This window comes from Nocardioides sp. (assembly GCF_041393715.1).
GTDB lineage: Bacteria > Actinomycetota > Actinomycetes > Propionibacteriales > Nocardioidaceae > Nocardioides.
In genome coordinates this window covers 1-25,002 of record NZ_JAWKJQ010000005.1, presented here as the reverse complement: position 1 = coordinate 25,002, position 25,002 = coordinate 1, and the positions used below count along the sequence as shown (strand labels likewise).

Below are 25,002 nucleotides of genomic sequence, written 5' to 3'. Positions count from 1 at the left end.
TGGAGGGGTCCTGAAGGGGTTCTGGAGGCCCGCGAACGGGCTCGGCCGGGAGCTCAGCCGAGCTCGGCGGCGGCCACCCGGGCCAGCCGGTGCAGCCCGTGGGCCTGCGCCTCGGCGAGCACCACCCGGGCCATGGCGTCGGCCTCGGCGTCGTAGCCCTGCGCGCGGCGTACGCGGGAGAGCCAGAGGCGGCTGTCGTTGGCCCACAGCACCGACCCGCCGGCGTCGTCGCCCTCGAGCGCTGCGCCCAGCTGCTGCTCGGCCAGCTCCAGCTCGCCCAGGGTGAGCGACAGCATGCCGAGGTAGCGATCGGCACGTCCGAAGCAGAACTGGCCGGCGCCGGTGGTGACGTTGGTCCCCTCCAGATGGGCGAAGCGCTCACGCAGCAGGGCGCAGGAGGTGCGGTCCCCAGCCCGCACCATGGTCTCGATGAGGAAGACCATCACCGTGCTCCACATGCTGTCCAGCGGCAGCAGGAACTGGGCAGCGCGCAGGTCGCCGAGCACCTCCTCGGCCTCCTCGACGCTGCCGGTCTCCGCCAGCAGCCACGCGAGACCGGGGGTCCACAGGTCACCGCCGCCGGCGGCGGCGACCACGGTGCGGATCATCGGGGCGACGGCGGCGAGGCGGTCCTGCTCACGCCGGACCAGGAACATGCGGAGGCCGTAGGTGCCGGTGGCGTCCTCGTCCGGAAGCCGCTTGGCGAGCGTGAGGCACCGGTTGGCCAGCCGCTCGCTGCCGTCGAGGTCGCCCCGGTAGTAGGCCTCCATCGCCTCCTGGTTGGTGCGGATGAACTCCCAGAAGCTCGACCGCCAGCGCTCCTGCTGGCGTGCCATCACCTGCACCAGGCGCCGGGACTCCGGCCAGTCGCCGGTGAGGGTGGCGAACATGATCCGGTCGTGGAGGGCGTGCAGGGCCACGTCGCCGTTGTCGATCTCGGGTTCGAGCTCGGCGAGCCGCGCGATCATCGGACCGGCGTCCCGGACGCCGCGGTGCAGCACGACGTGGCCGAGGTAGACGCTCAGGACGTTGGCCTCCATCGTCGGGGACCCCATGGCCGTGGAGAGCCCGATGGCCTCGGTGAACGCGTCGTCGGCCTCGCCCTGACGCTCCGACATCGCGAGCGCCCGCAGGCGGGCGACGGCGAGGCGGGCCCGGAGATCGGCCTCGCCCTCCACCTCGCGGCCGGCCTCGGCCTCGGCGTCCAGCAGCGCCGCCGCCTCCTCGAGGTGGACCATCGACTGGGCCCCGTCGAGCCCCGGTCGCCACCGGGCGTCCTCGTAGCCGAGCGCCGCCTCGACGCGCAGCACCACGTCCTCGGCCTCGCGGGCCAGCACGATGGCCTCCTCGAAGATCCGGGCCGCCGGCACGTTGCGTCCGGTGCGGCTCTCGGCGCTGCCGTGGGACAACGCCAGCAGGGTCCGGGTCGTGGCGTCGCCGTCGACGGCCAGCGCGCGGGCCTGGGCCAGCAGGTCGGCGGCCTCGTCGAAGGAGAAGCGGTCGATGGCGGCCTCGGCGGCCCGCTGCAGCCGGTCGACGGCCACCGGGCGCAGGTCGGCGTCGCCCCGGGCGGCCTCGGCGGTGTGGAAGGCCAGCTCGGGCAGGTGCGCCAGGTCGTCGGGGAAGGTCCGCTCCAGGGCATCGGCGATCCGACGGTGCATGCGGGTGCGCCGCGCCGAGCTGATCTGGTCGCGCCGCGAGGACCGCACCAGCGCATGGGCGAACCGGAAGCGGTCGACGCCGATGTCCTCCAGCAGCCGGGCGGCGACGGCGGCCTCCAGGTCGTCGAGCAGCTCGAGCTCGTCGCGACCTTGCGCGGCCGCGGCGACGGTGAGCTCGAACTCGAGACCGAGCACCGACAGCATCCGGAGGTTGTCCTGGATCTCGGCGGGAAGCGTCGCCAGCCGCCGGCGTACGGCGCCCTCGATGTGGACCGCGCCGGCGACCGGGTCGACGGCCTGGAGGAAGAGGGGGTTCCCCGCGGTCTGCCGCATCACCTCGGCCATGTCGACGCCCTCGTCGCCCACCAGCTGGGCGGCCTCGGCCACGCGCAGACCGACGAGGTGCACGAGCACGGTGCGGGGCCGCCCCTGGGCCGTGGCCATCAGGTCGGCGATCCGCTCGCTGGCGTCGGGAGCGGTGTCACGAGCCGTGAGCACCAGCGTCACCGCCGCCTGGCCGGGCCGCTGCTGGAGGTGCGCGAGCAGCTGCAGCGTCGACTCCGCGGCCCAGTGGACGTCGTCGACGACGATCGTCACCGGCCGACTCGCGGCACACCGCTCGAGCCACCCCGCGAGCGCCTCGAAGAGATGGAACCGCCGGCCCTCGTCGTCCACGCTGGCGCGCGCCGCGCGGCCGGCGCCCGCCGGGTGCCCGGCCACCACGGAGGTCGGCAGCAGCGGGAGCAGCTCCTCGGGGAGCTCGGGGATCTCCGGGTCGGCTCGGCCGGGCCCGGCCAGCTGCCCGATCACCTCGACGAACGGCTGGTAGGGCACCCGCAGGTCCTCGCTGTTGCGACCGAACACCACCCGGTGGCCCTGGGCGTGGGCATCGGCGGCGAGCTCGGCGGCCAGCCGGCTCTTGCCGATGCCCGGCTCACCCAGGACCCACACCCATCCCAAGGGGCCGTCGACGGCCGCCTCGCGGACCACCTCCGCACCCTGCCGGAGCTCCTCCACCCGGCCGCAGAACGGCCGGCGACCGCCCATCCGTAGCTCGTCGGGGAGCGTCGTGGCCTGGCGCGTCTCGACGGCGGGCGCCGCGGTCACCTGCTCGACCGGCGGGACGAACCGGTAGCCGCGCCCGTGCACGGTCTTGATGGCCCACTGGCGCGCACCGTCGTCGTCGAGAGCGCGGCGGGCCTGCTTGATCCGGGTGGTCAGCGCGGACTCGGAGACGAACTTGTTGCCCCAGACGTTCTCGAGCAGCTCGTCCTTGGTGACCAGCCGGTCGCCCTGCTCGACGAAGTACTGCAGCACGCCGAAGACCTGCGGCTCCACGTCGCGGATCCCGTCGGGTCCCCACACCTCCACGGTGTCGGTGTCGACCCGGAAGTCGCCGAAGCGGTACTGCGGCACGGTCAGCGACCCCTCGCCACGCGGCCCGTCAGAACACGGACCCCCTGGCCAGGGAGCTCATCTCGGAGACCTCGACGACCGAGTCGAACGGCAGCCCCAGGTCGGCGGCGTGCCGGCGCAGCACGTCGACGTCGTCGGCCTCGTAGAGGCAGTAGGTCTTCTTCTTGTCGGCCGACAGGAACGACGTGAGCCAGGTCAGCTCGTGCTCCAGGTTGTAGGCCTCGATCAGGCGCTTGGTCTCGTCGTCGAGATCCAGTTCCTCGGCGAACTCTCGCTCGACCAGATAGAGCGGCATGGCGGTCCTCCTGCGTCCGTTGCACCCCCGCAACGCCGTCCAGTCTGACATAGGACCGGGAGCGCGCGCGCCCTCATTGAACGGCGGGTCACCTCGGCTTGGCGGCGACGACGTACTCCTGGTCGTTGCGGAAGCGGAAGACGCCGAGCTCGTCGACGGTCCGCTCGAGCACCTCCATCACCAGCGGGCGCAGGACGTCGGCACCGGTGTGCTCCAGCGCGGGCACCGCCGGGCCGACGCTCGAGACCGCCCGCCAGGCGGTCTCGGCGTCCGGCCACTCGACGGTCGACATCCGGCTCCCCCGCTCGAGCACCTCGAAGCCGGCGTCGGCCAGCATCGTCTCGGCGACCCCGTCTCGGGCGATGTTGTTGGTACGCCGCATGCCCTGCTGGTGCGCCTCGGGCGAGTGCGCCGCGAAGACCTTGAAGCAGGGCCGCAGGTCGAGGTGGCCGCGGCCCCAGAAGCTCAGCAGGATGCGCCCACCCGGACGGAGCACGCGGAAGGCCTCGGCGAGGGCGGCCTCGCAGTCGCCCCAGATGCCGTTGATCGAGGTGACGGCGTCGAAGGTCTCGTCTGCCCACGGGAGGTCGAACATGGTGCCGAGGCGCAGGTCGGACTCCGGGCAGCGGGCCCGGGCAACGGCCATCAGCTGCTCGGAGGCGTCGATGCCGGCAGTCTCGGCGCCGGCGGCCTCGGCGAGCCGCAGCGCCAGTCCCGAGCCGCAGGCGATGTCGAGCAGTCGTGAGCCGGGGCGGACGTCGAGCCGGTCGAGGGCGACCTGGATGACGTTGACCGCGTAGTGCTCGAAGAGGCAGGACCAGTCGACGGCCGCGTGGCCCCAGGCGTCGCCGGCGGTCTTCCACCGGTGTCCGGTGGGGAGGGCGGTGGGTGCAGTGGAGGTTGTCATGGCACCACCGTGCCGCCCCCACGGGCCCGCGGTCTTGGAGGCGACGTGGAGATCGGCTCCAGGACTTCTCCACACCCTCTCCAAGCCTCTGCGCCACCGCTGCGGGGAGCGTAGGGGTCACCGGGACCGACCACGGCCCCGAGACCACCGACCGAAGCCCGGAGAGGGAACCCGATGACCAGCCCCGCAGCCCGCCGACCAGCACCGGGTCGAGCCCGCACCATCGACGTCGTGATCGTCGGCGGTGGCCAGGCCGGCCTGGCCATGAGCCGCTGCCTGAGCGAGGCGGGGGTGGACCACGTCGTGCTCGAGCGCGGCCGCACCGCGGAGTCGTGGCGCAGCGAGCGATGGGACTCGCTGCGACTGCTCTCACCCAACTGGATGACGCGGCTGCCGGGCTGGAGCTATCAGGGCGACGACCCCGACGGCTACCTCACCGCGGGCGAGGTCGCGGCCTTCCTGGACGGCTACCGGAGCTCGTTCGGCGCTCCGGTGCTGACCGACACGACGGTGTCGAGGGTGACATCCGTCGAGAACGGCTACCTCGTCGAGACCGACCAGGGACGCTGGCGTGCCCGGGCCGTGGTGGTCGCCAGCGGCGCCTGCAGCCACCCCCACGTGCCGGCGTACGCCGAGGAGCTGCCGGGCCACCTGGTGCAGCTCACCCCCGTCGACTACCGCAACCCGGGCCAGCTGCCCGACCGCCCGGTGCTGGTGGTGGGCGGCTCGGCCTCGGGCCTGCAGATCGCCGACGAGCTGAGCCGGGCCGGCCGCGAGGTCACCCTGGCGACCGGCGAGCACGTCCGGCTGCCCCGGACCTACCGGGGCATGGACATCCACTGGTGGATGGACACCCTCGGGATCCTGGACGAGCGCTACGACGAGGTCGAGGACCTCGCCAAGGCGCGCCGCCTGCCCTCGCTCCAGCTGGTCGGCACCCCCGAGCGACGCACCCTGGATCTGAACGGCCTCACCGAGCGCGGTGTCTCCGTGGTCGGCCGGCTCGGCGGTGTCCACGGGTCCCGAGCGCTGTTCTCGGGCTCCCTGGGCAACATCTGCCGGCTGGCCGACCTCAAGGAGCGGCGGCTGCTGGACCGGATCGACGAGTTCGCCGCCGAGCGCGGGCTGGAGGCCGAGATCGGCGAACCGACCCGTCCCGACCCGACGGTCGTCGACGGCTCTCGGCTGGACGCCGACCTGACGGCCTACGGCTCCGTCGTGTGGGCGACCGGCTTCCGGCCTCGCTACCCCTGGCTCGACCCCACCCTGCTCGACGGGTCGGGGCGGCTCCGGCACGACGGTGGCGTGGCCGCCGCGGCGGGGCTCTACGCGCTCGGCCTGCCGTTCCTGCGGCGCCGCAAGTCGAACTTCCTCGACGGCGTCGGCCCGGACGCCGTGGAGCTGACCACGCACCTGGTCGGCCACCTGGAGCGGGTGGCGTCCTCGGTCAGGTCGTGACGCGTGTCGCAGCGATGCTCAGGGATGGGACGGCGCCGCGGGCGCGTCCGCCAGCTCGAAGTCGACGTTGTCGGCATAGCAGAAGTACCACCCCTCGCCCGGCTCGAAGGACCGGATCAGGGGATGGTCGGTGCCGCGCGCATGGGCGGTCGCGTGTCGGTGCGGCGAGGAGTCGCAGCAGCCGACGTGGCCGCACGCCTGACACACCCGGAGGTGCACCCACGACGCGTCGATGGCCTCGCAGTCGACGCACCCCGCCGATCCGGGGGCCGCGGGCCGGTAGGCCTGGTCGAGGTGGGCGCAGCTGCGCTCGGGTGGCCAGGTGCTCATCCGGTTCCTCCCTCTCGCGCCGGGTGGCGGCACCACCACGGTAGCGACGGGGACCTGACCGGGCACCGCCCCGACCGGGCCGCCGCCGACGCGTGGTGGCGGCGGCCCGGCGCGCTGGGCTACTGCTCCTCGCGGTCCTCGTCCGGCAGTGGCTCCAGCGGGTCGGGCTGGGTGGTCGGCTCGCCATCGGGCGTGACATCGGGGTCGCCGACGGGCTCGCCGCTGGGGACGAGGTCGGGGTTCTCGGCAGGGTCTGGAGGGGTCATGGTCATGACGCGGGCCTTCCGTGGGTCGGTGGACGCTGGCTCACGCCGACGTGCGGCGCGTGACGCGGCCCGAGGCCTCGGAACCGGGTCGGCCGAGGTGGAGGGACCACCGCTGGTCGACGCCTCGAACCTAGGCCCGGACGACCGGGCCGTCTTCACCCCGGAAGGTGGGTTCTCCCGTCGCCACGGCGATACCGTCCCGAGCAGGAGGCTCCGATGAGCGTGATCGAGACCGACTACCTCGTCGTGGGTGCCGGCATGGCCGGGATGGGCTTCGTCGACTCGCTGCTCGACGTCTCGGACGCCGAGGTGGTGCTCGTCGACCGGCGGGCGGCACCGGGCGGGCACTGGCTGGAGTCCTACCCCTTCGTCCGGCTGCACCAGCCGTCGCCGTGGTACGGCGTCGCCTCGACGCCGCTGGGCGACGGAGGGCTGGAGTCCGACGGGCCCGAGCAGGGCCACTACACGCGCGCCTCGGGCGCGGAGATCCGCGACTACTTCTCGACGCTGCTGCGCGACCGCTTCCTCGGGTCCGGGCGGGTGCGCTTCCTCCCGGCGACCGAGCACCTCGGTGAGGGGCGGGTTCGCAGCCCCGAGACCGGCGCGGAGAGCATCGTGCGGGCGCGTCGCGGCGTGGTGGACGCGACCTACACCGCTTCGCGGACCCCGGAGTCCTCTCCCCCGCCGTTCGAGGTGGCCGAGGGCGTCCGGCTGGTCACCCCGGCCGGCCTGACCCGGCTCGACGGGCCACCCGAGAGCGTGGTCGTGATCGGCACCGGCAAGACGGCGATGGACACCTGCGGGTGGCTGCTCGAGCAGGGGTGCCCACCCGAGAGGATCACCTGGGTCCGCACCCGCGACGCCTGGCTCAACAACCGGCGCTTCCTCCAGCCGGACCGGCTGGCCGCGCTCACCGTGGAGGGCACCGTCGGCTTCCTCGAGGCCCTCGCCGGCGCCACGACCGAGGATCAGGTGTTCGAGCATCTCGAGCGGGTCGGCGTGCTGCTCCGGGTCGACCCGGAGGTGTGGCCGACGGTGTTCCGCGGCCCGACGATCAGCGAGCACGAGATCCACCAGCTGCGCCGCATCACCGACGTCGTGCGGCTGGGCCGGGTGCTGCGGGTCGAGCCCGACCGGATCGTGCTCGAGCAAGGTGAGGTGCCCACCACGCCGGGCCGGGTGCACGTGCACTGCGCGGCTCCCGGGCTGCCGGACGCACCGCCCGTCCCTGTCTTCGCGGCGGACCGGATCACCGTGCAGTACCTCTCCCGGCTGAACATGCCGTTGAGCAGCGCGGTCATCGCGCGGGTCGAGGCGCTCGACCTGCCGCTGGAGGAGAAGAACCGGCTCTGCCCCGCCAACTTCGTCGACGGCGGGCCGCTGGGCTACCTGCAGATGCTCCTTCAGGGGCTCGCCACCGAAGGGCTCTGGCGCGGGCACCCCGACCTCGGCCCCTGGTTCGCGACCACCCGTGTCAACGCCACCCGTGACCTCCCCGGCGCTCCACCCGACCCCGCCCGCGACGTGCTCTACGGACGGCTCCTGGAGGCGATCGAGCCGGCGTACGCCTCGATGGCGCGGCTCACCGCGGGCGCCTCCGGCTGACCCCGGGTCCGGCGTCGCTCAGCGTCGCACCACCGCGCCGGCATGCGCGGGCAGCACCAGGGCCGGGCCGTCGGAGCGGGCCGCGCTCGGCGTGGTGAACAGCAGCTCGTGCTCGCCGACCTCGACGGACGCCGCGTCGTCGCCGAGGTTGACCACCACCGAGAGCGAGCCCCGGTCCAGGCGGAAGGTGCGGGCCCGCTCGTCGACGGCGCACCGGACGGAGCGCAGGTCGGGGTCGGTGAGCTCCTCGTGGGCGCGCCGCAGCGCGACCAGCCGGCGATAGGCGTCGAGGACGACGGCATGGTCCCCGCCGAGCGGCTCGGTCCAGTCGAGGACGGCCGCCTCGCGGGTGCGCGGGTCCTGCGGGTCGAGCACCTCCGCCGGGTCCCAGCCCATCCGCTCGAACTCCGCGAGCCGGCCCTCGGCGACCGCCCGGCCGAGGTCGGGCTCCGGGTGGGCGGTGAAGAACGGGAACGGGCGGCTGGTCGCCCACTCCTCGCCCTGGAAGAGCATCGGCGTGAACGGCGAGAGCAGGGTCAGCATCGCGGCGCAGACGAGCTGGTCGGTGTCGAGATGCTCGGTCGGCCGGTCGCCGCGGGCCCGGTTGCCCACCTGGTCGTGGTTCTGGCTGCACACCACGAGCCGCCACCCGGGCACCCGGTCGGTGTCGAGGGGGGTGCCGTGCGGGCGCCCGCGGAACGACGACCAGCTGCCGTCGTGGAAGAAGCCGCGCTCGCACACCTTGGCCAGTGCCGACAGCGGCGCGAAGTCGGCGTAGTAGCCCCCGACCTCGCCGGTGAGCGCGACGTGGACCGCGTGGTGGAAGTCGTCGCTCCACTGCGCGTCGAGCCCGTAGCCGCCGGCCTCGCGCGGCGTGATCAGCGTCGGGTCGTTGAGGTCGGACTCGGCGATCAGCGTGAGCGGCCGTCGCAGGTGCGCCGACAGGGCCGCGGTCTCGACCGCCGCCTCCTCCAGCAGATGCGGGCTCGAGGTGTCGGACAAGGCGTGCACGGCGTCGAGGCGGAGCCCGTCGACGTGCAGGTCGGTGAACCACATCCGCAGGTTGTCCAGGATCAGTCGGCGCACCTCGGCGCTGCCGGGGCCGTCCAGGTTGACCATCTCGCCCCACGTGTTGGCGTCGTCGGCCTTGAGGTAGGGACCGAACAGCGGCAGGTAGTTGCCCGACGGGCCCAGGTGGTTGAACACCACGTCCTGGAACACTCCGAGGCCGGCGGCATGGCAGGCGTCGACGAAGCGTTGGTACGCCGACGGGCCGCCGTACCCGTCGTGGACGGCCGACCACAGCACGCCGTCGTAGCCCCAGTTGTGCTCGCCGTTGAACGCGTTGACCGGCATCAGCTCGACCAGGTCGACACCGAGCTCGACCAGGTGGTCGAGCCGTCCGATCGCCGCATCGAGCGTGCCCTCGGGGGTGAAGGTGCCGACATGGAGCTCGTAGACGACCGAGCCGGCGAGCTGCCGCCCGGTCCAGGAGCCGTCGGTCCACGAGAAGGCCGCGGGGTCGAAGGTGCGCGACAGCCCGTGCACCCCGTGGGGCTGCCACCGTGATCGCGGGTCGGGCCGCGGCGCCGGGTCGTCGTCGAGGAGGTAGCCGTAGTCGGTCTCACCGGCGGGCACCGGCTCGGTGGCACGCCACCAGTCCCCCGCCCCGCGCTCCATCGGGATCGTCCGGTCACCGACCCGCAGCGAGACCCGGCCCGGCCGCGGCGCCCACACGTCGAACCTCTCGCGGCTGGCCGCCGTCGGCTCCTCGACGTCCGGGCGGACCAGCAGCGCGACGGCGCGGTCGCCTACCAGCTCCGCCAGCGGTACGCCGCCTCCGGTGACGCCGCCGCCGGAGACCAGGTCGACCCACTCCCCCGGCGGCAGCTCCAGCACGGTGTCGCCCCAGCCGCCGCGGGCCCGCAGCCCCAGCGGCAGCCGGGTCGCCACGGTGACCGCACCACCGCGGTCGAAGGCGAGCACGTGTCCGGCGGCCGGGCCGGTGGCGGTCACCGGCGCATAGGTGGTGAACAGCTCGGGGCGGTCGCGCCGCAGCCGCAGTGCCTCGCGCGTCAGCCAGAGCTTGGCCGTGCCGTCGTCGTCCAGGCCGCCCGCGGCGGCCGGCGCTCCGGTCTCGTCGAGCGCCGACAGCCGGGCCGCGAGGTCGTCGAAGTCGACCGGCCGTCGGTTGTCGGGGTCGACCAGGCTCTGCTGCCACCGTTCGCTGCCTTGGTAGACGTCGGGCACGCCCGGCATGGTCAGCGAGACCAGGGTGGCCGACAGGGCGTTGACCCAGCCGGCGTCCACCACCTCGGCGAGTGCGGCGTCGAGCAGCTCGCGGGTGCCGGGGTCGTCGAAGCAGGCGTCGACGGCAGCGTGCACGGCTGCCTCGTAGCCGGCGTCGGGGTCGGTCCAGGTGGTGCGGTCGCCGGCCTCCCGCATCGCCTTCTCGGCATAGCCGTGCAGCCGTCCACGCAGGTCGGTGTCACCGGCCGCGGGCCAGGCGCCCAGCACGGCCTGCCAGAGCAGGTTGCCGAACCCCGCGTCGGGCAGCGGGTGCCGGGCCAACAGCGCGTCGAGGGTCCGTTGCCACAGCTCGGGCGTCTCGGCCAGCGCGGTGAGCCGCGCCCGCACGTCGGCGCCGCGCTTGGTGTCGTGGGTGGTCTGGGTGGTCATCGCCGCCGGCCACGCGCGCTGCCGTTCGAGCATCTCGGCGTGGAAGTCGTCGACGCCGACCGCGAACGTCGCGGGGTCGCCGCCCACCTCGGTGAGCGAGGTGAGCGCGGACCAGCGGTAGAACGAGCGGTCCTCGACCCCCTTGGCCATCACCATCCCGCTGGTCTGCTGGAAGCGCAGCGCCGGGTCGGCGTGCTCGTCGGCGAGCACCGGCGCGATCACGTCGAGGGTCGGAGCCAGGTCGGGGCGACGACGGCGCGCCTCGGCGATCGCGTGGTCGAGGTGCTCGCGGCCCTCGGGCAGGTAGGAGCGATAGACGGGGAAGCAGGCCAGCACCTCGGCCAGGGCGTCGTCGACGTCGCTCGGAGCGTCGGCGAGCAGCACCCGCATCTCACGCCCCAGCCGCAGCACCTCCGCGCGCAGCGTCACGTCGGCGACCGCTCGCTTGTTGTCGTGCACCAGGTCGGGCCAGGCCGGCGGGTCGCCGCGCAGCGTCCGGTCGTACGCCGTCAGCGGGGCCTCGCCCGCCGGGTCGGTCAGGACCCGGTCGACCAGGCCGAGGACGTCGTAGCCGGTGGTGCCGGCGGTCGCCCAGTCGGTGGGCAGCCGCTCGCCGGTCTCGAGGATCTTCTCGACCAGCACGTAGGCGCCGCCGGTGAGCTCCGCGAGGTCGTCGAGGTAGCCCGCGGGGTCGCGGAGCCCGTCGGGGTGGTCGACCCGCAGGCCGTCGACCAGCCCGTCGTCGAACCACTGCCCGATCACCGCGTGCGTCTTCGTGAACCACTCGGGGTCCTCCACGCGCACCGCGGCGAGGGAGTTGACCGAGAAGAAGCGCCGGTAGTTGAGCCCGGCGTCGGCGAGTCGCCAGCTGACCAGCTCGTAGTGCTGTCGGGCGTGGACGATGTCGGCGTCGACCCCCGGCTCGCCCCAGTCGTCGGCGGTGCCGGGCGCCAGCGGGTAGGCCTGGTCGTGGTAGTGCAGCTGGCCGGCCTCGACGCGCAGATGGTCGACCGGACCGCCCAGCCCGTGCGCGTCGTCGTCACCCACGACCGGGATCCGCAGCCGCCCACCCCCGGCCGCCCAGTCGATGTCGAAGGCGCCGGCGTAGGGGGAGGCCGGGCCGAGGGTGAGCACGCTCCACCACCAGGCGTTGCCCTGCGGCGACGCGACGCCGACGTGGTTGGGGACGATGTCGACCAGCACACCCATGCCCAGCCGGCGGGCCTCCGCCGAGACGGCCGCGAGCCCGGCCACGCCCCCGCGGTCGGGGTCGATCCGCGAGTGGTCGGCGACGTCGTAGCCGTGCTGGCTGTCGGCCTCGGCCGCCAGGATCGGCGAGAGATAGACCCAGTCGACGCCCAGGTCGTGCAGGTAGGGCAGCACCCGGGCCGCGGCGAGCAGGTCGAACTCGTCGGTGATCTGCAGCCGGTAGGTGCTGCGGGGCACGCGGTCGGGTGCGGGCACGGTCAGCCGTCCGCCGTTGCCGCCTGCGGCGCGGCCGGCTGCTCGTCGCGGGCCTCCTGCGCGGCCACCGAGGCGGCCACGCTGAGGTCGGGCTCCGGGTCGGGCGCCACGTGCTCCCGCAGCACCACGACGCTGCGGCCGGCCACGGTCAGCGCCGAGCCCGCCTCGCGTCGCGACCGGTCGCGACGGGCCGCCGCGGTGTCGACCACGACGTCCCATCCCGCGGCGTACTCCTCCTGCGGCAGACGTACGTCGACCGCGTCGGCCGCGCCGTTGAAGTAGAGCAGGAAGTGGTTGTCGACGATCGGGTTGCCCAGGGCGTCGGGCGCCGAGATGCCGTGGCCGTTGAGGTACATCCCCAGCTGCGCGCCGCCCGCCTGCCAGTCGCCGTCGGCCATCGGGCGGCCGTCCGGGTGCAGCCAGACGATGTCGTTGAGCCGGCCGTCCTCGTCTCCCCCGGTGCGCACCGAGGTCCCGGTGAAGAACCGCTTGCGACGGAAGGTCGGGTGCTCGGCCCGCAGCTTGGAGACGGCCGCGGTGAACTCCACCAGCGGCCGGTCGGCCTCGTCCCAGTGCACCCAGCTGAGCTCGGAGTCCTGGGCGTAGGTGTTGTTGTTGCCGTCCTGGGTGCGGCCGAGCTCGTCGCCGTGGGCGATCATCGGCACGCCCTGGCTGAGCAGCAGCGTGGTCAGGAAGTTGCGCTGCGCCTGGGCGCGGGAGGCCCAGATCTCGGGGTCGTCGGTCGGCCCCTCCACCCCGTGGTTCCAGGACCGGTTGTGGCTCTCGCCGTCGCGGCCGTCCTCACCGTTGGCGTCGTTGTGCTTCTCGTTGTAGGACACCAGGTCGCGCAGCGTGAACCCGTCGTGCGCGGTGACGAAGTTGATGCTCGCGAACGGCCGCCGGCCGGAGTGCTCGTAGAGGTCGGAGGAGCCGGAGAGCCGACTCGCGAACTCACCCAGCGACGGCTCGCCGCGCCAGAAGTCGCGGACCGAGTCGCGGTACTTGCCGTTCCACTCGGTCCACTGGGCCGGGAAGTTCCCGACCTGGTAGCCACCGGGGCCGATGTCCCAGGGTTCGGCGATCAGCTTCACCTGGCTGACCACCGGGTCCTGCTGCACGAGCTCGAAGAAGGTGGCCAGCCGGTCGACGTCGTAGAACTCGCGCGCCAGCGCCGCCGCCAGGTCGAACCGGAAGCCGTCGACGTGCATCTCCGTCACCCAGTAGCGCAGGGAGTCCATGATCAGCTGCAGCGAGTGGGGGTGGCGGACGTTGAGGGAGTTCCCGGTGCCGGTGTAGTCCATGTAGTACTGCGGGTCGTCGTCGACCAGCCGGTAGTAGGCGGCGTTGTCGATGCCCTTGAGGCTGAGGATCGGGCCGAGGTGGTTGCCCTCGGCGGTGTGGTTGTAGACCACGTCGAGGATGACCTCGATGCCGGCGGCGTGCAGCGCCTTGACCATCGCCTTGAACTCCTGGACCTGGTGGCCGCGCGGGGTCCGGCCGTTGGTCCGGGAGGCATAGTCGGCGTGCGGGGCGAAGAAGCCGATCGTGTTGTAGCCCCAGTAGTTGCGCAGCCCCTTCTCGCGCAGCGTGTTGTCGTGCACGAACTGGTGCACCGGCATCAGCTCGATCGCGGTGACCCCGAGATCGGTGAGGTGCTTGGTCACCGCGGGGTGGGCGACCCCGGCGTAGGTCCCCCGGAGCTCGGGCGGCACGTCGGGGTGCAGCGCGGTGAGGCCCTTGACGTGGGCCTCGTAGATCACCGTCTCGTTGTAGGGCCGGGCCAGGCGCCGGTCGCCCTCCCAGTCGAAGAACGGGGTGGTGACCACGCCGAGCATCATGTGCCGGGCGGAGTCCTTGTCGTTGCGGGAGCCGGGGTCGCCGAAGGTGTAGCCGAACAGCGACTGGTCCCAGTCGATGGTGCCCCAGGTCGCCTTGGCGTAGGCGTCGAGCAGCACCTTGTGGGGGTTGCAGCGCAGGCCCCGGCCGGGGTCGTGCGGGCCGTGCACGCGGTAGCCGTAGCGCTGGCCGGGCTGGATCTGGGGCAGGTAGCAGTGCCAGACATAGGCGTCGACCTCGGTCAGCTCGACCCGGGTCTCGATCAGGGTCTTGCGCCGCGGGTGCCCCTCGTCGAACAGGCACAGCTCGACGCGCTCGGCGACCTCGCTGAACAGCGCGAAGTTGGTGCCGCTGCCGTCGAAGGTGGCGCCGAGAGGGTACGGCGACCCGGGCCAGACCTGCACGGGGTCTCCTCAGGGGGTGGCGGTGTGGTCGAGCGCCGTCCCGCGCCGTTGCGGTCCGCGACACCCATCGCTGGTTGCTCCCGTGACGATATCCCGTCCCGGCCGGCCACCGTGCTTCGGCGCAGGGGCGGTCGGGGCGACGAACCCTTCGGATGGTTCTTCGACCGGTCAGGCCGGCTCGAGACCCAGGAACCCGGAGAGCGCGGCGCCGACGGTGTCGGCACCGTGCAACCAGGGTGCGTGCCCGCCCGGCACCACCGCGAGGTGCGCGTCGGGCAGCAGCTCCGCGCAGCGCCTCCCGATCCCGGGTGGGCCGAACGGGTCCTGGCGACCCCAGACCAGCTGGACCGGGTGCGCAACGTCGCGCAGCTCGGCGGGGCCGGTCACCATCTCCGGCCGCACCCGGGTCCACGACATCACCGAGCGCATCATGCCGGCGACCTGGCCGGCGTACCCGGGAAGCCACTCGCAGGCCAGCAGCACGTCGCGGATCTCGGCGAGCCCGGCCGGGTCCTCGCCCACCATCCGGATCACCTGCTCGACCTGGGCCGCCGAGGGAGGTCTCGCCGCGACCAGCCGCGGACCCAGCCGGGGCACCGAGGCGAGCCGCATCGGCCAGGGTGCTGCGCTGCCGAGCACCAGCGCCGGGCACCCCACCATCGTCTGACGCTGGACGGCGCCCGGCCGCTCGTGCGCCAGCCAGAGCGTCCACAGCGAGCCCATCGAGTGGGTGACGAACGCGCAGGACGCGAGGCCCAGCGCGTCGAGGAGGTCACCGAGGAAGCCGACCGCGGTCTCACGGTAGGTCTCTGGTCGGAAGTCGGCGGAGGTGGTCAGCCCGAAGCCGGGCAGGTCCATGGCATAGAGGGTGCGCCCCGGCAGCCGGGCCATCAGCGGCCCCCACAACGCGGCCGGTGTGGTGCCGCCGATCACCAGCACCAGCGGCGGCCCCTCCCCGGCGACCAGCACCTGGGCCCGGCCGCCGATCGCGGTGACGTCGACGAAGCGGGGCCGGGCCTCGACGCCGTACCGGGCGAGCACCCGGGCCTGCGCCTCCTCGAAGGCGGTGCGGTCGGCGAGGGTCTCCATGGGCTCGACGCTAGGAGCCCTCGGTGTCGCGTCGCATCGGCGAGATCACCCATCGCCGACCGGTCTCAGAGCAGGCCGTGCTCGTGGGCGTAGGTGCTGGCGGCGGTGCGGGTCGGGACGTCCAGCTTGGTCAGGATGCTCGTGACGTGGCGGTCCACGGTGCGAACGGCGATCGTCAGCCGCTCGGCGATCTCCCGGTTCGTGAGCCCGGTCGCCACCAGCGCGAGCACCTCCAGCTCGCGGCCGCTCAGCCCGCGTCGGTCCGGGCCGGCCTCGGGGAGACCGGCGAGATCGGCCGCGGCGCCGATCCGGGTGAAGGTACGCCGGGCGGCGGCGAGCTCCGCCTCGCCGGCGTCGCGGTCTCCGAGGGCCCGGCACGCCGCGGCCACCCGGACCCGGGTCCGCGCGATCTCGTAGTCGGCGCCCACCTCGCCCCACGCCGCCATCGCCGCCCGGAGCTGCGGGACCGCGCCGGACGGGTCACCGGACGCGAGCCGCACCACGCCGGCGGCGTAGGCCGCACTGGCGCGCAGCGCCGTGGTGTCCAGCCGGGCGGCGCGGGCGGTCAGCTCGGCGGCCGCCGCCTCGGCACCGGCCCGGTCCCCGACCGCCAGCAGCACCTCGACCGCGGCCGCCAGCAGCCGGATCCGGTCCTCCGGCGTCCGGTCCTCGGTCAGGGCCCGGCGGAGCGCCGCCGCCGCCGGCTCGCGCCGCCCCTGGGCCAGCCTCAGCAGGGCCAGCCCCGGCTGCGGGTCCCGCCCCCACTCGCCGGCCTCCCGATAGCTCCGGTCGGCGGGCCCCACCCGGCCACCGAGCCGGTGGAGCTCGCCCAGCAGATAGAGCGCGTCTCCCCGCGAGGCCTCGTCGGCGGCGCCCGCGAACCGCTCGCAGGCGCGCTCCGCCTCCGCCACGGCCGCCTCCCACTCGCCGCGCAGCAGCAGCACCTCACCTCGGTGGGTGAGGCAGCGGCCGGTGAAGGTCACCAGCCCCGACTGCCGCTCGCACCAGGCGGTCAGCGCGTCGGTCCACTCCGCCGCGCGTGGGAGCTCACCGACCTCCCAGCAGGCCTCGATCACCGAGCAGTAGACGGTGCCCGCAGCCACCGGCCGCACCTCACCGCGCACCACACCCACCATCGCCTCGTCGAGCATGCCCAGACCCTCCGCGGCGGCCTCCGCGCGGATGCGACCGCGGCCGGCGACCATCAGCGCCAGGGCGACCAGGTCCGGGTCCGGACCCCGTCGAGCCGCGACCACCACCCGCTCGGCGAGCGCCGAGCCGGCGGCGTACTGCCGCTCGGCGACCACCAGCCGCTGCGCCTGGAGCAGGTCGAGATAGCCACGAGCGACGCTCTCCGCGGCCAGGCCCTCGGCGACGTGGGAGCACCGGGCCAGCCAGCCGCCGGCCTGGGCCTGGTCGCCTCGGCCGAGCAACATGAAGGCCACCCAGAAGCCGGCCCGCACCGCCTCGGTGTGCTCGGCGGCGGCCAGGTGCGCGTCATGGGCCCCCGCCATCGCGTCGACGGCCTCGTCGACGTGCCCCAGCAGGTAGGCCGCGGTCGAGCGGACCGCGAGGTCCTCGGCCGTGCAGCTCCCGGCCGGGGCCGCGGCGAACGCCGCGAGCGCCTCCTCCCAGCGCCCGGCGTCGGCGGCCTCGTGCGCCCGGGCACGGGCATCCGCCCCGAGGCTGGACCCTCCGGGGCTCGGCTCCGCCGTGTTCGTGCCGGCCATGGTCCGATCGAAAATAGCGTGTTCCGAGGCCGGCGACCGGCCCGCGACCGGCTCCCCCGGCTCCGTCTAGGGTGTCGGCATGGGGTTGTTCGACGAGGTCGGCAGGTCCGACGTCCTCAGCGCGATCGAGGAGTACGACAAGCTCGGCGGCGAGGAGTTCCTGGGCCGCTACGGCTTCGGCCCGGCGCGCGACTACGTGCTGTGGCACGACGGCCGCACCTACGACGCCAAGGCGGTGCTCGGCGTCGCGCGCAAGTTCACCACCGGCGCGCCGGCGAGCAGTGAGGAGTTCCGCGGGGGTGTGGGCGGCGCCGCCTCGTTGCTCACCGAGCTCGGGTTCCACGTCACCGCCACCGACGTCTACGCCGGCTTCGGCACGCCGGTGACCGGCAGCTGGCGCGAGGCCGACGACCTCGGAGGGGAGGCCGCCGGGGCCGCATGGGCGGCGGCCGCCCGCGACGTGCTGCTTCAGGCGGCCAAGCGCTATCGCGCGACCGTCGGCGGCGAGGAGCTGCGCATGCAGGCGATGTACCGCACCGGCATCCGCAGCGACGAGCCCGACGTCTCGTGGCTGACCGACGTGCTCGGCCGGGTGACCGCGGAGGGCGACGCCCGCGAGGAGCCGGTCCTCGCCTCGCTCTGCGTGGGCAGCGACGGGCGCGTCGTGTCGGCGTACGCGCAGGCGGTGGCCGCGAGCCGCGGCCCGGCGCCGGCCGACCCCTCCGACCACGCCCTGCGCGAACGGCTCTCGTGCTACCGCCACTTCCGCGCCGCCGGCCTGCCGGCCGACGGTGGCAGCCTGGGCTCCGGCCCCGGCGGCCGGAAGCCCGCAGCCGCGCGGCCGCGCACCCGGACGCCGCGAACCCCTCGGGCGCCGCGCTCGACCGAGCCACGGCAGGCGCCGGCCCGGCGCCCCACGCCCCCACCGACGGCGACCTGCCCGACCTGTTTCATGGCCCTGCCGGTGACCGGAGTCTGCGACAACTGCGGCTGAGCTCTGCCGAGTTGGCTATTGCTTATAGCCTATTGGCTAGGTATTCTAGCCACATGACAGAGACCCAGTACCTCTCGCGGCCCCAGGGCCGCATCGCCTACGACCTCTCCGGCGACGGCCCGCTGGTCGTCTGCGTCCCCGGCATGGGCGACCTGCGCTCGACGTACCGACACCTCGCTCCCGGGCTGGTCGCCGCGGGCTACACCGCGGTCACCGTCGACCTGCGGGGCCACGGCGACAGCGACACCGGCTTCGACTCCTACGGCGACGTGGAGACCGCCGAGGATCTCGCCGCCCTGCTCGACTCACTCGGCCGTCCGGCGGTCATCGTCGGCAACTCGATGGGGGCTGGGGCCGGCGCCTACCTCGCCGCGATCCGTCCCGAGCTGGTGACCGGGCTGGTGCTGCTCGGCCCGTTCGTCCGCGACGCGGAGACCTCGGTGCTCCAGCGGCTGCTGCTCCGGGTGGCGATGGCGGCACCGTGGGCGGCGATGAGCTGGAAGGCCTATCTCCCCAAGCTCTACGCCGGGCGCCGACCCGAGGACCTCGACGAGCACCTCGCTCTGGTCTCGGCGGCGCTCCGTCGGCCCGGCTATGCCCGAGCGTTCTCGCAGACGACCCGGCTGTCGCACGCGCCGGCGGCCGAGCGCCTCCACGAGGTCTCCACGCCGACCCTGGTCGTGATGGGCGAACTGGACCCCGACTTCCCCGACCCGGCCGCGGAGGCCGCCTGGATCGCGGACCAGCTCGACGGGGAGGTGCTCATGGTGCCCGAGGCCGGGCACTACCCCCAGGCGCAGCGGGCGGACCTCGTCACGCCCGCGGTGGTGGCGTTCTTGGAGTCCGTGGGCAGCGATGCCTAGGGCGGGACTGACTCCCGAAGGGGTGGTCGACGAAGCGGGCCGGATGGCCGACGAGCGAGGACTGTCCTCGCTGACACTCTCTGCCCTGGCGACCCGGCTCGGCGTGCGCCAGCCCTCCCTCTACAAGCACATCGAGTCCCTCGACGGGTTGCAGCGCAGCATCTCCATCCAGGCCCGGCGCGAGCTCGGCCAGGTGCTGGCCGGCGCCGCCGTCGGCCGCTCCGGCCCCGAGGCAGTGCGCTCCCTCGCCGTGGCCTACCGACACTGGGTGCTCGAGCATCCGGGCCGCTACGCCGCCACCGTCCGTGCGCCGGACCCGGATGACGAGGAGGACCTCCGGGCCAGCGACGACGTCGTCGCCACCGTCGTGGCGGTGCTGGCCGCCTTCGAGCTCGCGGGCGAGGCGGCGATCGACGCGGCCCGAGCGCTGCGCTCGGCCATCCACGGTTTCGTCAGTCTCGAGACCGGGGGTGGCTTCGGGCTCCCCCGCGACCTGACCACCAGCTTCGACTTCCTGGTCGAGACGCTGGTCCGCGGACTGGGCGAGGACGCGCCTGCAGGCTGACCGACGGCGGGGCGAGGGTCAGCTGTGCGGCAGCAACAGGAACTTCTGCCCCGTCGCCTGTTGCGCATAGCGGCCGATGACCGCGGGGTCGAGCGCCTCGGTGAGCGAGATCCGGTCGGTGTATCCGCTGGCGAAGGTGGTCGTCAGCTCCGCCGCGACCCGCCCGCGCAACCGGATCAGGTCCTCGAGCGGCAGGGTCCCGAGGAAGGTCGTCAGCAGCCACCCTCCGACCCCCCAGGCGAACCCGAAGCGCCGCGACAGCTCGATCGGGCGCGGGTCGAGCGCACCGTAGACGTAGACCTGCTTGGGCACGTCGCTGCCGTAGCGGCTGTAGGGCGCGTCGGCCGGCACCACCGCCACCTCCATGGCGTTGAGGATCTCGCCGGCCAGCCGGCCGCCGCCGACCGCGTCGAAGGCCAGCGTTGCCCCGGTGGCCTTGACCGCCGCGACCAGGTCGGCGAAGAAGGTCGGCTGGCTGGAGTCGCAGACGTGCTCGGCGCCCAGCTCCCGCAGCAGCGCGACCTGCTCGGGACGGCGTACGACGTTGACGAGGGGAACGCCGTCGGCCAGACAGATCCGCAGCAGCATCTGGCCCAGGTTGGAGGCAGCGGCGGTGTGCACCAGGCCGGTGTGGCCCTCGCGGCGCATCGTCTCGACCATGCCGAGGGCGGTGAGCGGGTTGACGAACGACGAGGCGCCGTCCACCGGCGTGGCCCCGCCGGGCAGCGGCAGGCACATCCGCGGTGAGGCGAGGGCGTACTCGCCGTACGCCGCCGTGCCGCTGAACCCGACCGTGGCGCCCAGCAGCGCCTGCGCCTCGGGCGACTCGCCGGCCGCGACCACCACCCCGGCACCCTCGTTGCCGACCGTCATCGACTGGCCGACCCGGGCGGCGAGCGCCCGCATCACCGGCTCGGCGATCGGTGCGGTGACCGTCGGCTCGGCGGCGCCCTCGTCGGCCGGCGCCCGGCCCACGTCGGCCATCGCCAGCAGCAGCGCCAGGTCGGAGGGGTTGAGCGGCGCGGCCTCGACCCGCACCAGCACCTGCTCGGGTCGCGGGCTCGGTGTGTCGACCGTGGCGACCGACAGCCGCAGCTCGCCCTCCGGCGTGACCAGGCTACGCAGCTGACGCATGGTGGCGGGGGTCTCGGGCATGGCGCTCCTTCGGCAGGGTTCGGGCGTCTCGAGCCTATGACCCCGGTCGTTCCCTCGCCCATCCGCTCAGTCGGCGAGCGCGATCTCCTCGCACCGCTCGATCGCGCGCTCGACGGACGGCCGGTCCAGGCCCAGCAGCGCGGTCACCCACAGCCCGTTCTGGACCACGTTGATGTCCGCGGCACGCCTGCGGCACTCGGTCGCGGAGAGGTCGGGACGCGCCGCGCGGATCAGGGCCGCGAGCGCCTGACGGTAGCGCCGATGGGCCTCGGCGTTGATCCGGTCGAACTGCGTGTCGGCGTTCGCCAGCGACCACAGCTGCAGGCGGCGGCTGAGGTAGTCGGTGGTCAGGAACTCGGGGTCGGCCACCTTCCGGAGGGCAAGGCGCAGCCGATCCATCGGCTCCAGCGTCGGATCCACCTCGATGAGCTCGACGTCCTCCTCGCCGATCCGGCGGAGAGCGGCGGCGATGAGCCCGACCTTGTCGTCGTAGTAGTAGCCCACCAGCCCGTGGGCGACCCCGGCCTCCCGGGCCACCGACCGGTGACTGATCCCCGCGACGCCCTGGTCGGCCAGCAGATGCAGCACCGCGTCGAGGATCTGCTCCTGCCGGTCGCCGGCAGCGTTGGAGCCTGATCCGGAAGCCACACCGGTCACCCTATGACGACGCGGACGTCGAGCCAGACGGCGTCCCACCGCAGGTGGCATAGATCACCCGCACGTCGATGGCCGATAGTTTGGACAGACGTCCAAACACGTCCTAGAATCGTCTCGTCGGACCGTCGTCATGGGGCTGGTGGAAGCCCCTCGGTCGAGGCAGGAGAAGGAAGCACAGAGATGGCTGGTCTGAAGGGTCTCAGGAGACTGTCGGCTCGCGTCGCGATGGCGCACCAGGAGCGCGACCGGCAGCGACACGATCGGGACGTCGCCCGGTCGCGGGTCCTGCTCGGTGCCTACGGCCTGGACCACCTGGACGCGCACGGCCGTTCCTCCCGGATCGGCGCGGGCGACCGCTGACGGCCACCCGTGGCACCGCCGGCCTTTCGCCCGGGAGGCGCCACCCCACCGACGGCGCTAGCGTGTCGGAACCAGCCGTATCCCGCTCCGCCCGCCACCCGGAGGTCGTCGCGTGCGCATCCTCGTCGCTGACAAGCTGTCCGAGCAGACGCTGCGAGACCTCGGGGCCCGCGGGCACGAGTGCATCTCAGAGCCCGGCCTCGGCGCGGAGGACCTGCCCGCACACATCCGGGGTCACGACGCGCTCGTCGTCCGCAGCACGAAGGTGCCACGGGCGGTCTTCGAGGCGGCCGACCGCCTGGTCCTGGTGATCCGCGCCGGCGCGGGCACCAACACGATCGACACCGACGCCGCCGCCGAGCGCGGGGTGTTCGTGTGCAACGTCCCCGGCCGCAACGCCGCGGCGGTGGCCGAGCTGACCCTGGGGCTGCTGCTGGCCATCGACCGCCGGATCCCCGACAACGTCAGCGATCTCAGGGCCGGCAGGTGGGACAAGACCGGCTATGCCCGCGCCGACGGGTTGCTCGGCAAGACCATGGGAATCGTGGGTCTCGGGTCGATCGGCCTGCTGGTGGCCGAGCGCGCCGCCGCCTTCGGGATCCGGGTCCGGTCCGTCGCCAAGGACGGGCGCCCGCGCGAGGTCGCCGCCCGGGCCGAGGAGCTGGGCATCGAGATGTGTGACTCCCTGGAGGAGCTCGTGGCCGGCGCCGACATCGTCTCCCTGCACGTGCCGGCGAGTCCCACCACCCACCATCTCGTCGACGAGACCCTGCTGGCCCGGATGCGGCCGGGAGCGATCCTGCTCAACACCTCGCGCGGCGACGTGGTCGACGAGGCCGCGCTGCTGCGGGCGCTGGACGAGGGACGGGTCCGTGCCGGGCTGGACGTCTACGACGGCGAGCCCGGGTCCGGCCGCGCCGACTGGGACTCTCCCCTGGCGCGGCACCCGGCCGTCGTGGCGACCCATCACATCGGCGCGTCGACCGACCAGGCCCAGCGCGCCATCGCCCAGGGCGTGACCGAGCTCGTGGACGCGTTCGTGGCCGGCGAGGCCCGCGACTGCGTCAACCTCGACCCCGACCGGCTCGGGACGATCGCGCTGACCGTGCGGCACCTCGACCGGGTCGGCGTGCTGGCCCAGGTGCTCGACCGGCTCAGCGCGGCGGGACTCAACGTCCAGCACATGGTCAACCGGGTCTTCCGCGGCGGGCTTGCGGCCGTCGCGTTCATCGACGTCGACGGTGACGCCTCCGACGAGCTCCTCGCGTCGCTGCGCGAGATCCCCGACGTGCTCGGGGTGTCTGTTGTCACCCTGCACCCCGACGGCGAGGCCGCACCGTGAGCCAGGACGGGCCGGTCCGTCCCCTCGACGGACGGGTGGTCCGCCAGGACCACGCCACCCGGACGGTGCGCGCGATGACGGAGTCGCAGGACGACTCCGGCGTCGACCTCTACCAGGTGGCCGTCGACCTCGCGGCCTACGACGACCCGCCGCCGGCGCTGTACGTCTATCGGCAGACGCTCGGGGACGCGACCTACACCGGGGTCGTGTGCGACGTCGCGGTGCGTGCCATCGCCGAGGGCCAGGTGCGGGGCCACGAGGCCGTGGAACGGCTGCGGGTGGAGGCGCTGATCTGGCACCACTCCCGGACCCATGGCCCTCCGGCGCTGGTCAAGCTGCTGCACGTCGCCGGGCCGGCGTACTCGCGCTGCCTCGCCGAGGCCCAGCAGGCCGAGCCGCTGCTCGACTTCGACGGTCCGAACGGACTGCGCCAGACCGTGTGGCGGCTCCCCGACGGGCCCGAGGCCCGCGCGGTGGCCGAGGAGATGGGCCGGGCCACGCTGTACATCGCCGACGGCCACCACCGCGCGGCCGCCGCGCTGGAGACGTGGCGGAGCGAGGGCGAGCCGGCCGAGGCGGGGTTGTGGTGCCTCATCTACCCGCTCGACGCGCTGAGCCTGTCCGCCTTCCACCGCCGCGCGTCAGGCCCCCTCGAGCCCGGTCGCCTGGTCGCGCTGCTCGGCGAGCACTTCGACCTGACCAAGGCCGAGGCTCCCCCGACCCCGGCCCTCGGTCGGGTCGGGGTCTACCTCGACGGCCAGTGGTACGACGCCCGGCTGACCAGCGAGCGCCCCGCGGGCGTCGCCGGCCTCGACGTCACGCTGCTGCAGCGACTCGTGCTCGACCGCCTCGACCCCGCACCGCCCGGCCGGGTGCGCACCGTCGAGACCCACCCGGAGGCCACCCCGCTCGCGGAGCTCCTCGCGCGCTGCGACAACGACCACGGAGCCCTGTTCACCCTGGCCGCCCCCAGCGCCGCCACGGTGATCGAGGTCGCCGACGCCGGCGAGGTGATGCCGCCGAAGGCGACGTACTTCCAACCGAAGCCCGCCGCCGGGATCTTCCTGCGGCGCTAGCGATCCGTGGTCAGTACTCCCCCTTGACCACGAAGTAGGACCCGCGGATCGTGCCGGCGAGCTTGGACTTCTGCCGGGCGAACTTGAACGCGCCGAGCTCGTCGGGCACGTCCATGCCCTCGGACAGCTTGAACCCCACGGCGCGCTTGCCGCCGTCGGCCAGCGTGTAGAGGACGTTGACGGCCAGACCCGACTCGTAGAACACGTGCGTCCACCGGACGCCGTCGACCTCGACCTCGCTGGCCTCCAACGCCGGGGACGACACGACGATGCCGCGCTCCTCCTCGAGCACCCGGGCCACGTAGTCCACCAGGTCCTTGGCGTCGTCGGCGGCCTCGACGGTGAAGTCCACGTCGTACTTGTTCTTGAAGTAGCGCGCCTCGTTGGCGCGCAGGCCCGCCAGCGCGTCGGCGACCGGTGAGGACTCCAGCCCCGTGGTCGAGACGTCCTTGAAGTCGACGGTGTAGGTCATGGCTGCTCCTCGGGACCGGATGTGTGGTGGGGCCGATCGGCCGGCCCACCCTGATGACGTCGGCCCGCGTCGAAGTGTGACATGGGAGCGCAGCGAGCAGGGGGCTAGAGGCGAGGGTCGACCGGCTCGGACTCCAGCGCCAGGACGGCGAACACCGCCTGGTGGACCTTCCACAAGGGCTCGCGGTCGACGAAGGCCGTCAACGCCTCGACGCCCAGGCCGTGCTCACGCTGGGCCAGGTGGCGCTTCCTGCCGAGGTGGCGCTGGCGGAGCACGTCGAGCGAGTCGGTGTAGTCGGGGCAGTAGATGATCCGGAGATACTCGGGCGCGGGTGCAGTGCGACAGCGCTGGGGGTCCACCCGGCGATAGCTATGAGAC

General features: G+C 73.6%; 21 protein-coding genes. 8 read left to right on the top strand and 13 right to left on the bottom strand.

Annotated elements, in window-relative coordinates:
- Positions 1–53 precede the first annotated feature (53 nt).
- From R2740_RS08995 to R2740_RS08985, 3 genes are all read right to left on the bottom strand, one after another.
- On the bottom strand, positions 54–3,077 hold the full coding sequence (locus R2740_RS08995) for an AAA family ATPase (protein ID WP_371302350.1): 3,024 nt from the start codon (positions 3,075–3,077) through the stop codon (positions 54–56).
- A gap of 28 nt (positions 3,078–3,105) precedes the next feature.
- Entirely contained in the window at positions 3,106–3,372 is a 267-nt protein-coding gene (locus tag R2740_RS08990) for a DUF4242 domain-containing protein (RefSeq protein ID WP_371302349.1), read from the bottom strand.
- 88 nt (positions 3,373–3,460) lie between these two features.
- A complete protein-coding gene (locus R2740_RS08985; RefSeq protein WP_371302348.1) occupies positions 3,461–4,279 on the bottom strand; it encodes a class I SAM-dependent methyltransferase in 819 nt (272 codons plus the stop codon).
- Positions 4,280–4,453: 174 nt separating this feature from the next.
- Between R2740_RS08985 and R2740_RS08980 the strand changes: the two genes are divergently transcribed.
- On the top strand, positions 4,454–5,737 hold the full coding sequence (locus R2740_RS08980; RefSeq protein ID WP_371302347.1) for an NAD(P)-binding domain-containing protein: 1,284 nt from the start codon (positions 4,454–4,456) through the stop codon (positions 5,735–5,737).
- An 18-nt stretch (positions 5,738–5,755) separates the two neighbouring features.
- Here R2740_RS08980 and R2740_RS08975 read toward each other — a convergent pair whose 3' ends face one another.
- On the bottom strand, positions 5,756–6,067 hold the full coding sequence (locus R2740_RS08975; RefSeq protein WP_371302346.1) for a UBP-type zinc finger domain-containing protein: 312 nt from the start codon (positions 6,065–6,067) through the stop codon (positions 5,756–5,758).
- Positions 6,068–6,186: 119 nt separating this feature from the next.
- Entirely contained in the window at positions 6,187–6,333 is a 147-nt protein-coding gene (locus R2740_RS08970) for a hypothetical protein (RefSeq protein ID WP_371302345.1), read from the bottom strand.
- A 216-nt stretch (positions 6,334–6,549) separates the two neighbouring features.
- Between R2740_RS08970 and R2740_RS08965 the strand changes: the two genes are divergently transcribed.
- Complete coding sequence (locus R2740_RS08965; RefSeq protein WP_371302344.1) at positions 6,550–7,938, top strand: pyridine nucleotide-disulfide oxidoreductase; 1,389 nt, start codon at positions 6,550–6,552, stop codon at positions 7,936–7,938.
- An 18-nt stretch (positions 7,939–7,956) separates the two neighbouring features.
- Here the strand turns inward: R2740_RS08965 and treY are convergent, their stop codons facing one another.
- The 4 genes from treY to R2740_RS08945 form a co-directional block, all read right to left on the bottom strand.
- Entirely contained in the window at positions 7,957–12,081 is a 4,125-nt protein-coding gene (gene treY, locus R2740_RS08960; protein ID WP_371302343.1) for a malto-oligosyltrehalose synthase, read from the bottom strand.
- 2 nt (positions 12,082–12,083) lie between these two features.
- Complete coding sequence (gene glgX / locus R2740_RS08955) at positions 12,084–14,321, bottom strand: glycogen debranching protein GlgX (protein ID WP_371302342.1); 2,238 nt, start codon at positions 14,319–14,321, stop codon at positions 12,084–12,086.
- Positions 14,322–14,489: 168 nt separating this feature from the next.
- On the bottom strand, positions 14,490–15,410 hold the full coding sequence (locus tag R2740_RS08950; protein ID WP_371302341.1) for an alpha/beta fold hydrolase: 921 nt from the start codon (positions 15,408–15,410) through the stop codon (positions 14,490–14,492).
- 65 nt (positions 15,411–15,475) lie between these two features.
- A complete protein-coding gene (locus R2740_RS08945) occupies positions 15,476–17,140 on the bottom strand; it encodes a LuxR C-terminal-related transcriptional regulator (RefSeq protein ID WP_371302340.1) in 1,665 nt (554 codons plus the stop codon).
- 79 nt (positions 17,141–17,219) lie between these two features.
- Between R2740_RS08945 and R2740_RS08940 the strand changes: the two genes are divergently transcribed.
- The 3 genes from R2740_RS08940 to R2740_RS08930 are packed head-to-tail and all read left to right on the top strand — an operon-like array spanning position 17,220 to position 19,562.
- Positions 17,220–18,134, top strand: a complete 915-nt coding sequence (locus R2740_RS08940; RefSeq protein WP_371302339.1) for a hypothetical protein — start codon at positions 17,220–17,222, stop codon at positions 18,132–18,134.
- Positions 18,135–18,187: 53 nt separating this feature from the next.
- Complete coding sequence (locus tag R2740_RS08935) at positions 18,188–18,997, top strand: alpha/beta fold hydrolase (protein ID WP_371302338.1); 810 nt, start codon at positions 18,188–18,190, stop codon at positions 18,995–18,997.
- Positions 18,998–19,040: 43 nt separating this feature from the next.
- Positions 19,041–19,562: a TetR-like C-terminal domain-containing protein gene (locus R2740_RS08930; RefSeq protein WP_371302337.1), complete on the top strand. Its 522-nt coding sequence runs from the start codon at positions 19,041–19,043 to the stop codon at positions 19,560–19,562.
- An 18-nt stretch (positions 19,563–19,580) separates the two neighbouring features.
- On the opposite strand, the gene R2740_RS08925 is transcribed toward R2740_RS08930, so the two are convergent.
- A complete protein-coding gene (locus R2740_RS08925) occupies positions 19,581–20,717 on the bottom strand; it encodes a zinc-binding dehydrogenase (protein ID WP_371302336.1) in 1,137 nt (378 codons plus the stop codon).
- A gap of 66 nt (positions 20,718–20,783) precedes the next feature.
- Positions 20,784–21,365 (bottom strand): TetR/AcrR family transcriptional regulator, encoded by a 582-nt coding sequence (locus R2740_RS08920; RefSeq protein ID WP_371302335.1) that lies wholly within the window; start codon positions 21,363–21,365, stop codon positions 20,784–20,786.
- Positions 21,366–21,554: 189 nt separating this feature from the next.
- Between R2740_RS08920 and R2740_RS08915 the strand changes: the two genes are divergently transcribed.
- The 3 genes from R2740_RS08915 (at position 21,555) to R2740_RS08905 (ending at position 24,152) form a co-directional block, all read left to right on the top strand.
- Positions 21,555–21,734: a hypothetical protein gene (locus tag R2740_RS08915; RefSeq protein WP_371302334.1), complete on the top strand. Its 180-nt coding sequence runs from the start codon at positions 21,555–21,557 to the stop codon at positions 21,732–21,734.
- A gap of 112 nt (positions 21,735–21,846) precedes the next feature.
- Entirely contained in the window at positions 21,847–23,076 is a 1,230-nt protein-coding gene (locus tag R2740_RS08910; RefSeq protein ID WP_371302333.1) for a phosphoglycerate dehydrogenase, read from the top strand.
- Complete coding sequence (locus tag R2740_RS08905) at positions 23,073–24,152, top strand: DUF1015 family protein (RefSeq protein ID WP_371302332.1); 1,080 nt, start codon at positions 23,073–23,075, stop codon at positions 24,150–24,152. Before R2740_RS08910 ends, R2740_RS08905 begins: the two co-directional genes overlap by 4 nt.
- Positions 24,153–24,162: 10 nt before the next feature.
- On the opposite strand, the gene R2740_RS08900 is transcribed toward R2740_RS08905, so the two are convergent.
- Together R2740_RS08900 and R2740_RS08895 are read right to left on the bottom strand one after the other, a co-directional pair.
- Positions 24,163–24,624: a phage tail protein gene (locus R2740_RS08900; protein ID WP_371302331.1), complete on the bottom strand. Its 462-nt coding sequence runs from the start codon at positions 24,622–24,624 to the stop codon at positions 24,163–24,165.
- A gap of 104 nt (positions 24,625–24,728) precedes the next feature.
- The coding region (locus R2740_RS08895; RefSeq protein WP_371302330.1) for a hypothetical protein at positions 24,729–25,002 on the bottom strand (274 nt) is incomplete at its 5' end.

Coding starts and splice junctions, on each gene's coding strand:
- R2740_RS08915 (WP_371302334.1), top strand. CDS start 21,555: ATGGCTGGTCTGAAGGGTCTCAGGAGACTGTCGGCTCGCGTCGCGATG.
- R2740_RS08945 (WP_371302340.1), bottom strand. CDS start 17,140: ATGGCCGGCACGAACACGGCGGAGCCGAGCCCCGGAGGGTCCAGCCTC.
- R2740_RS08970 (WP_371302345.1), bottom strand. CDS start 6,333: ATGACCCCTCCAGACCCTGCCGAGAACCCCGACCTCGTCCCCAGCGGC.
- R2740_RS08985 (WP_371302348.1), bottom strand. CDS start 4,279: ATGACAACCTCCACTGCACCCACCGCCCTCCCCACCGGACACCGGTGG.
- R2740_RS08980 (WP_371302347.1), top strand. CDS start 4,454: ATGACCAGCCCCGCAGCCCGCCGACCAGCACCGGGTCGAGCCCGCACC.
- R2740_RS08990 (WP_371302349.1), bottom strand. CDS start 3,372: ATGCCGCTCTATCTGGTCGAGCGAGAGTTCGCCGAGGAACTGGATCTC.
- R2740_RS08940 (WP_371302339.1), top strand. CDS start 17,220: ATGGGGTTGTTCGACGAGGTCGGCAGGTCCGACGTCCTCAGCGCGATC.
- R2740_RS08930 (WP_371302337.1), top strand. CDS start 19,041: ATGGCCGACGAGCGAGGACTGTCCTCGCTGACACTCTCTGCCCTGGCG.
- R2740_RS08925 (WP_371302336.1), bottom strand. CDS start 20,717: ATGCCCGAGACCCCCGCCACCATGCGTCAGCTGCGTAGCCTGGTCACG.
- R2740_RS08965 (WP_371302344.1), top strand. CDS start 6,550: ATGAGCGTGATCGAGACCGACTACCTCGTCGTGGGTGCCGGCATGGCC.
- R2740_RS08900 (WP_371302331.1), bottom strand. CDS start 24,624: ATGACCTACACCGTCGACTTCAAGGACGTCTCGACCACGGGGCTGGAG.
- R2740_RS08950 (WP_371302341.1), bottom strand. CDS start 15,410: ATGGAGACCCTCGCCGACCGCACCGCCTTCGAGGAGGCGCAGGCCCGG.
- R2740_RS08935 (WP_371302338.1), top strand. CDS start 18,188: ATGACAGAGACCCAGTACCTCTCGCGGCCCCAGGGCCGCATCGCCTAC.
- R2740_RS08975 (WP_371302346.1), bottom strand. CDS start 6,067: ATGAGCACCTGGCCACCCGAGCGCAGCTGCGCCCACCTCGACCAGGCC.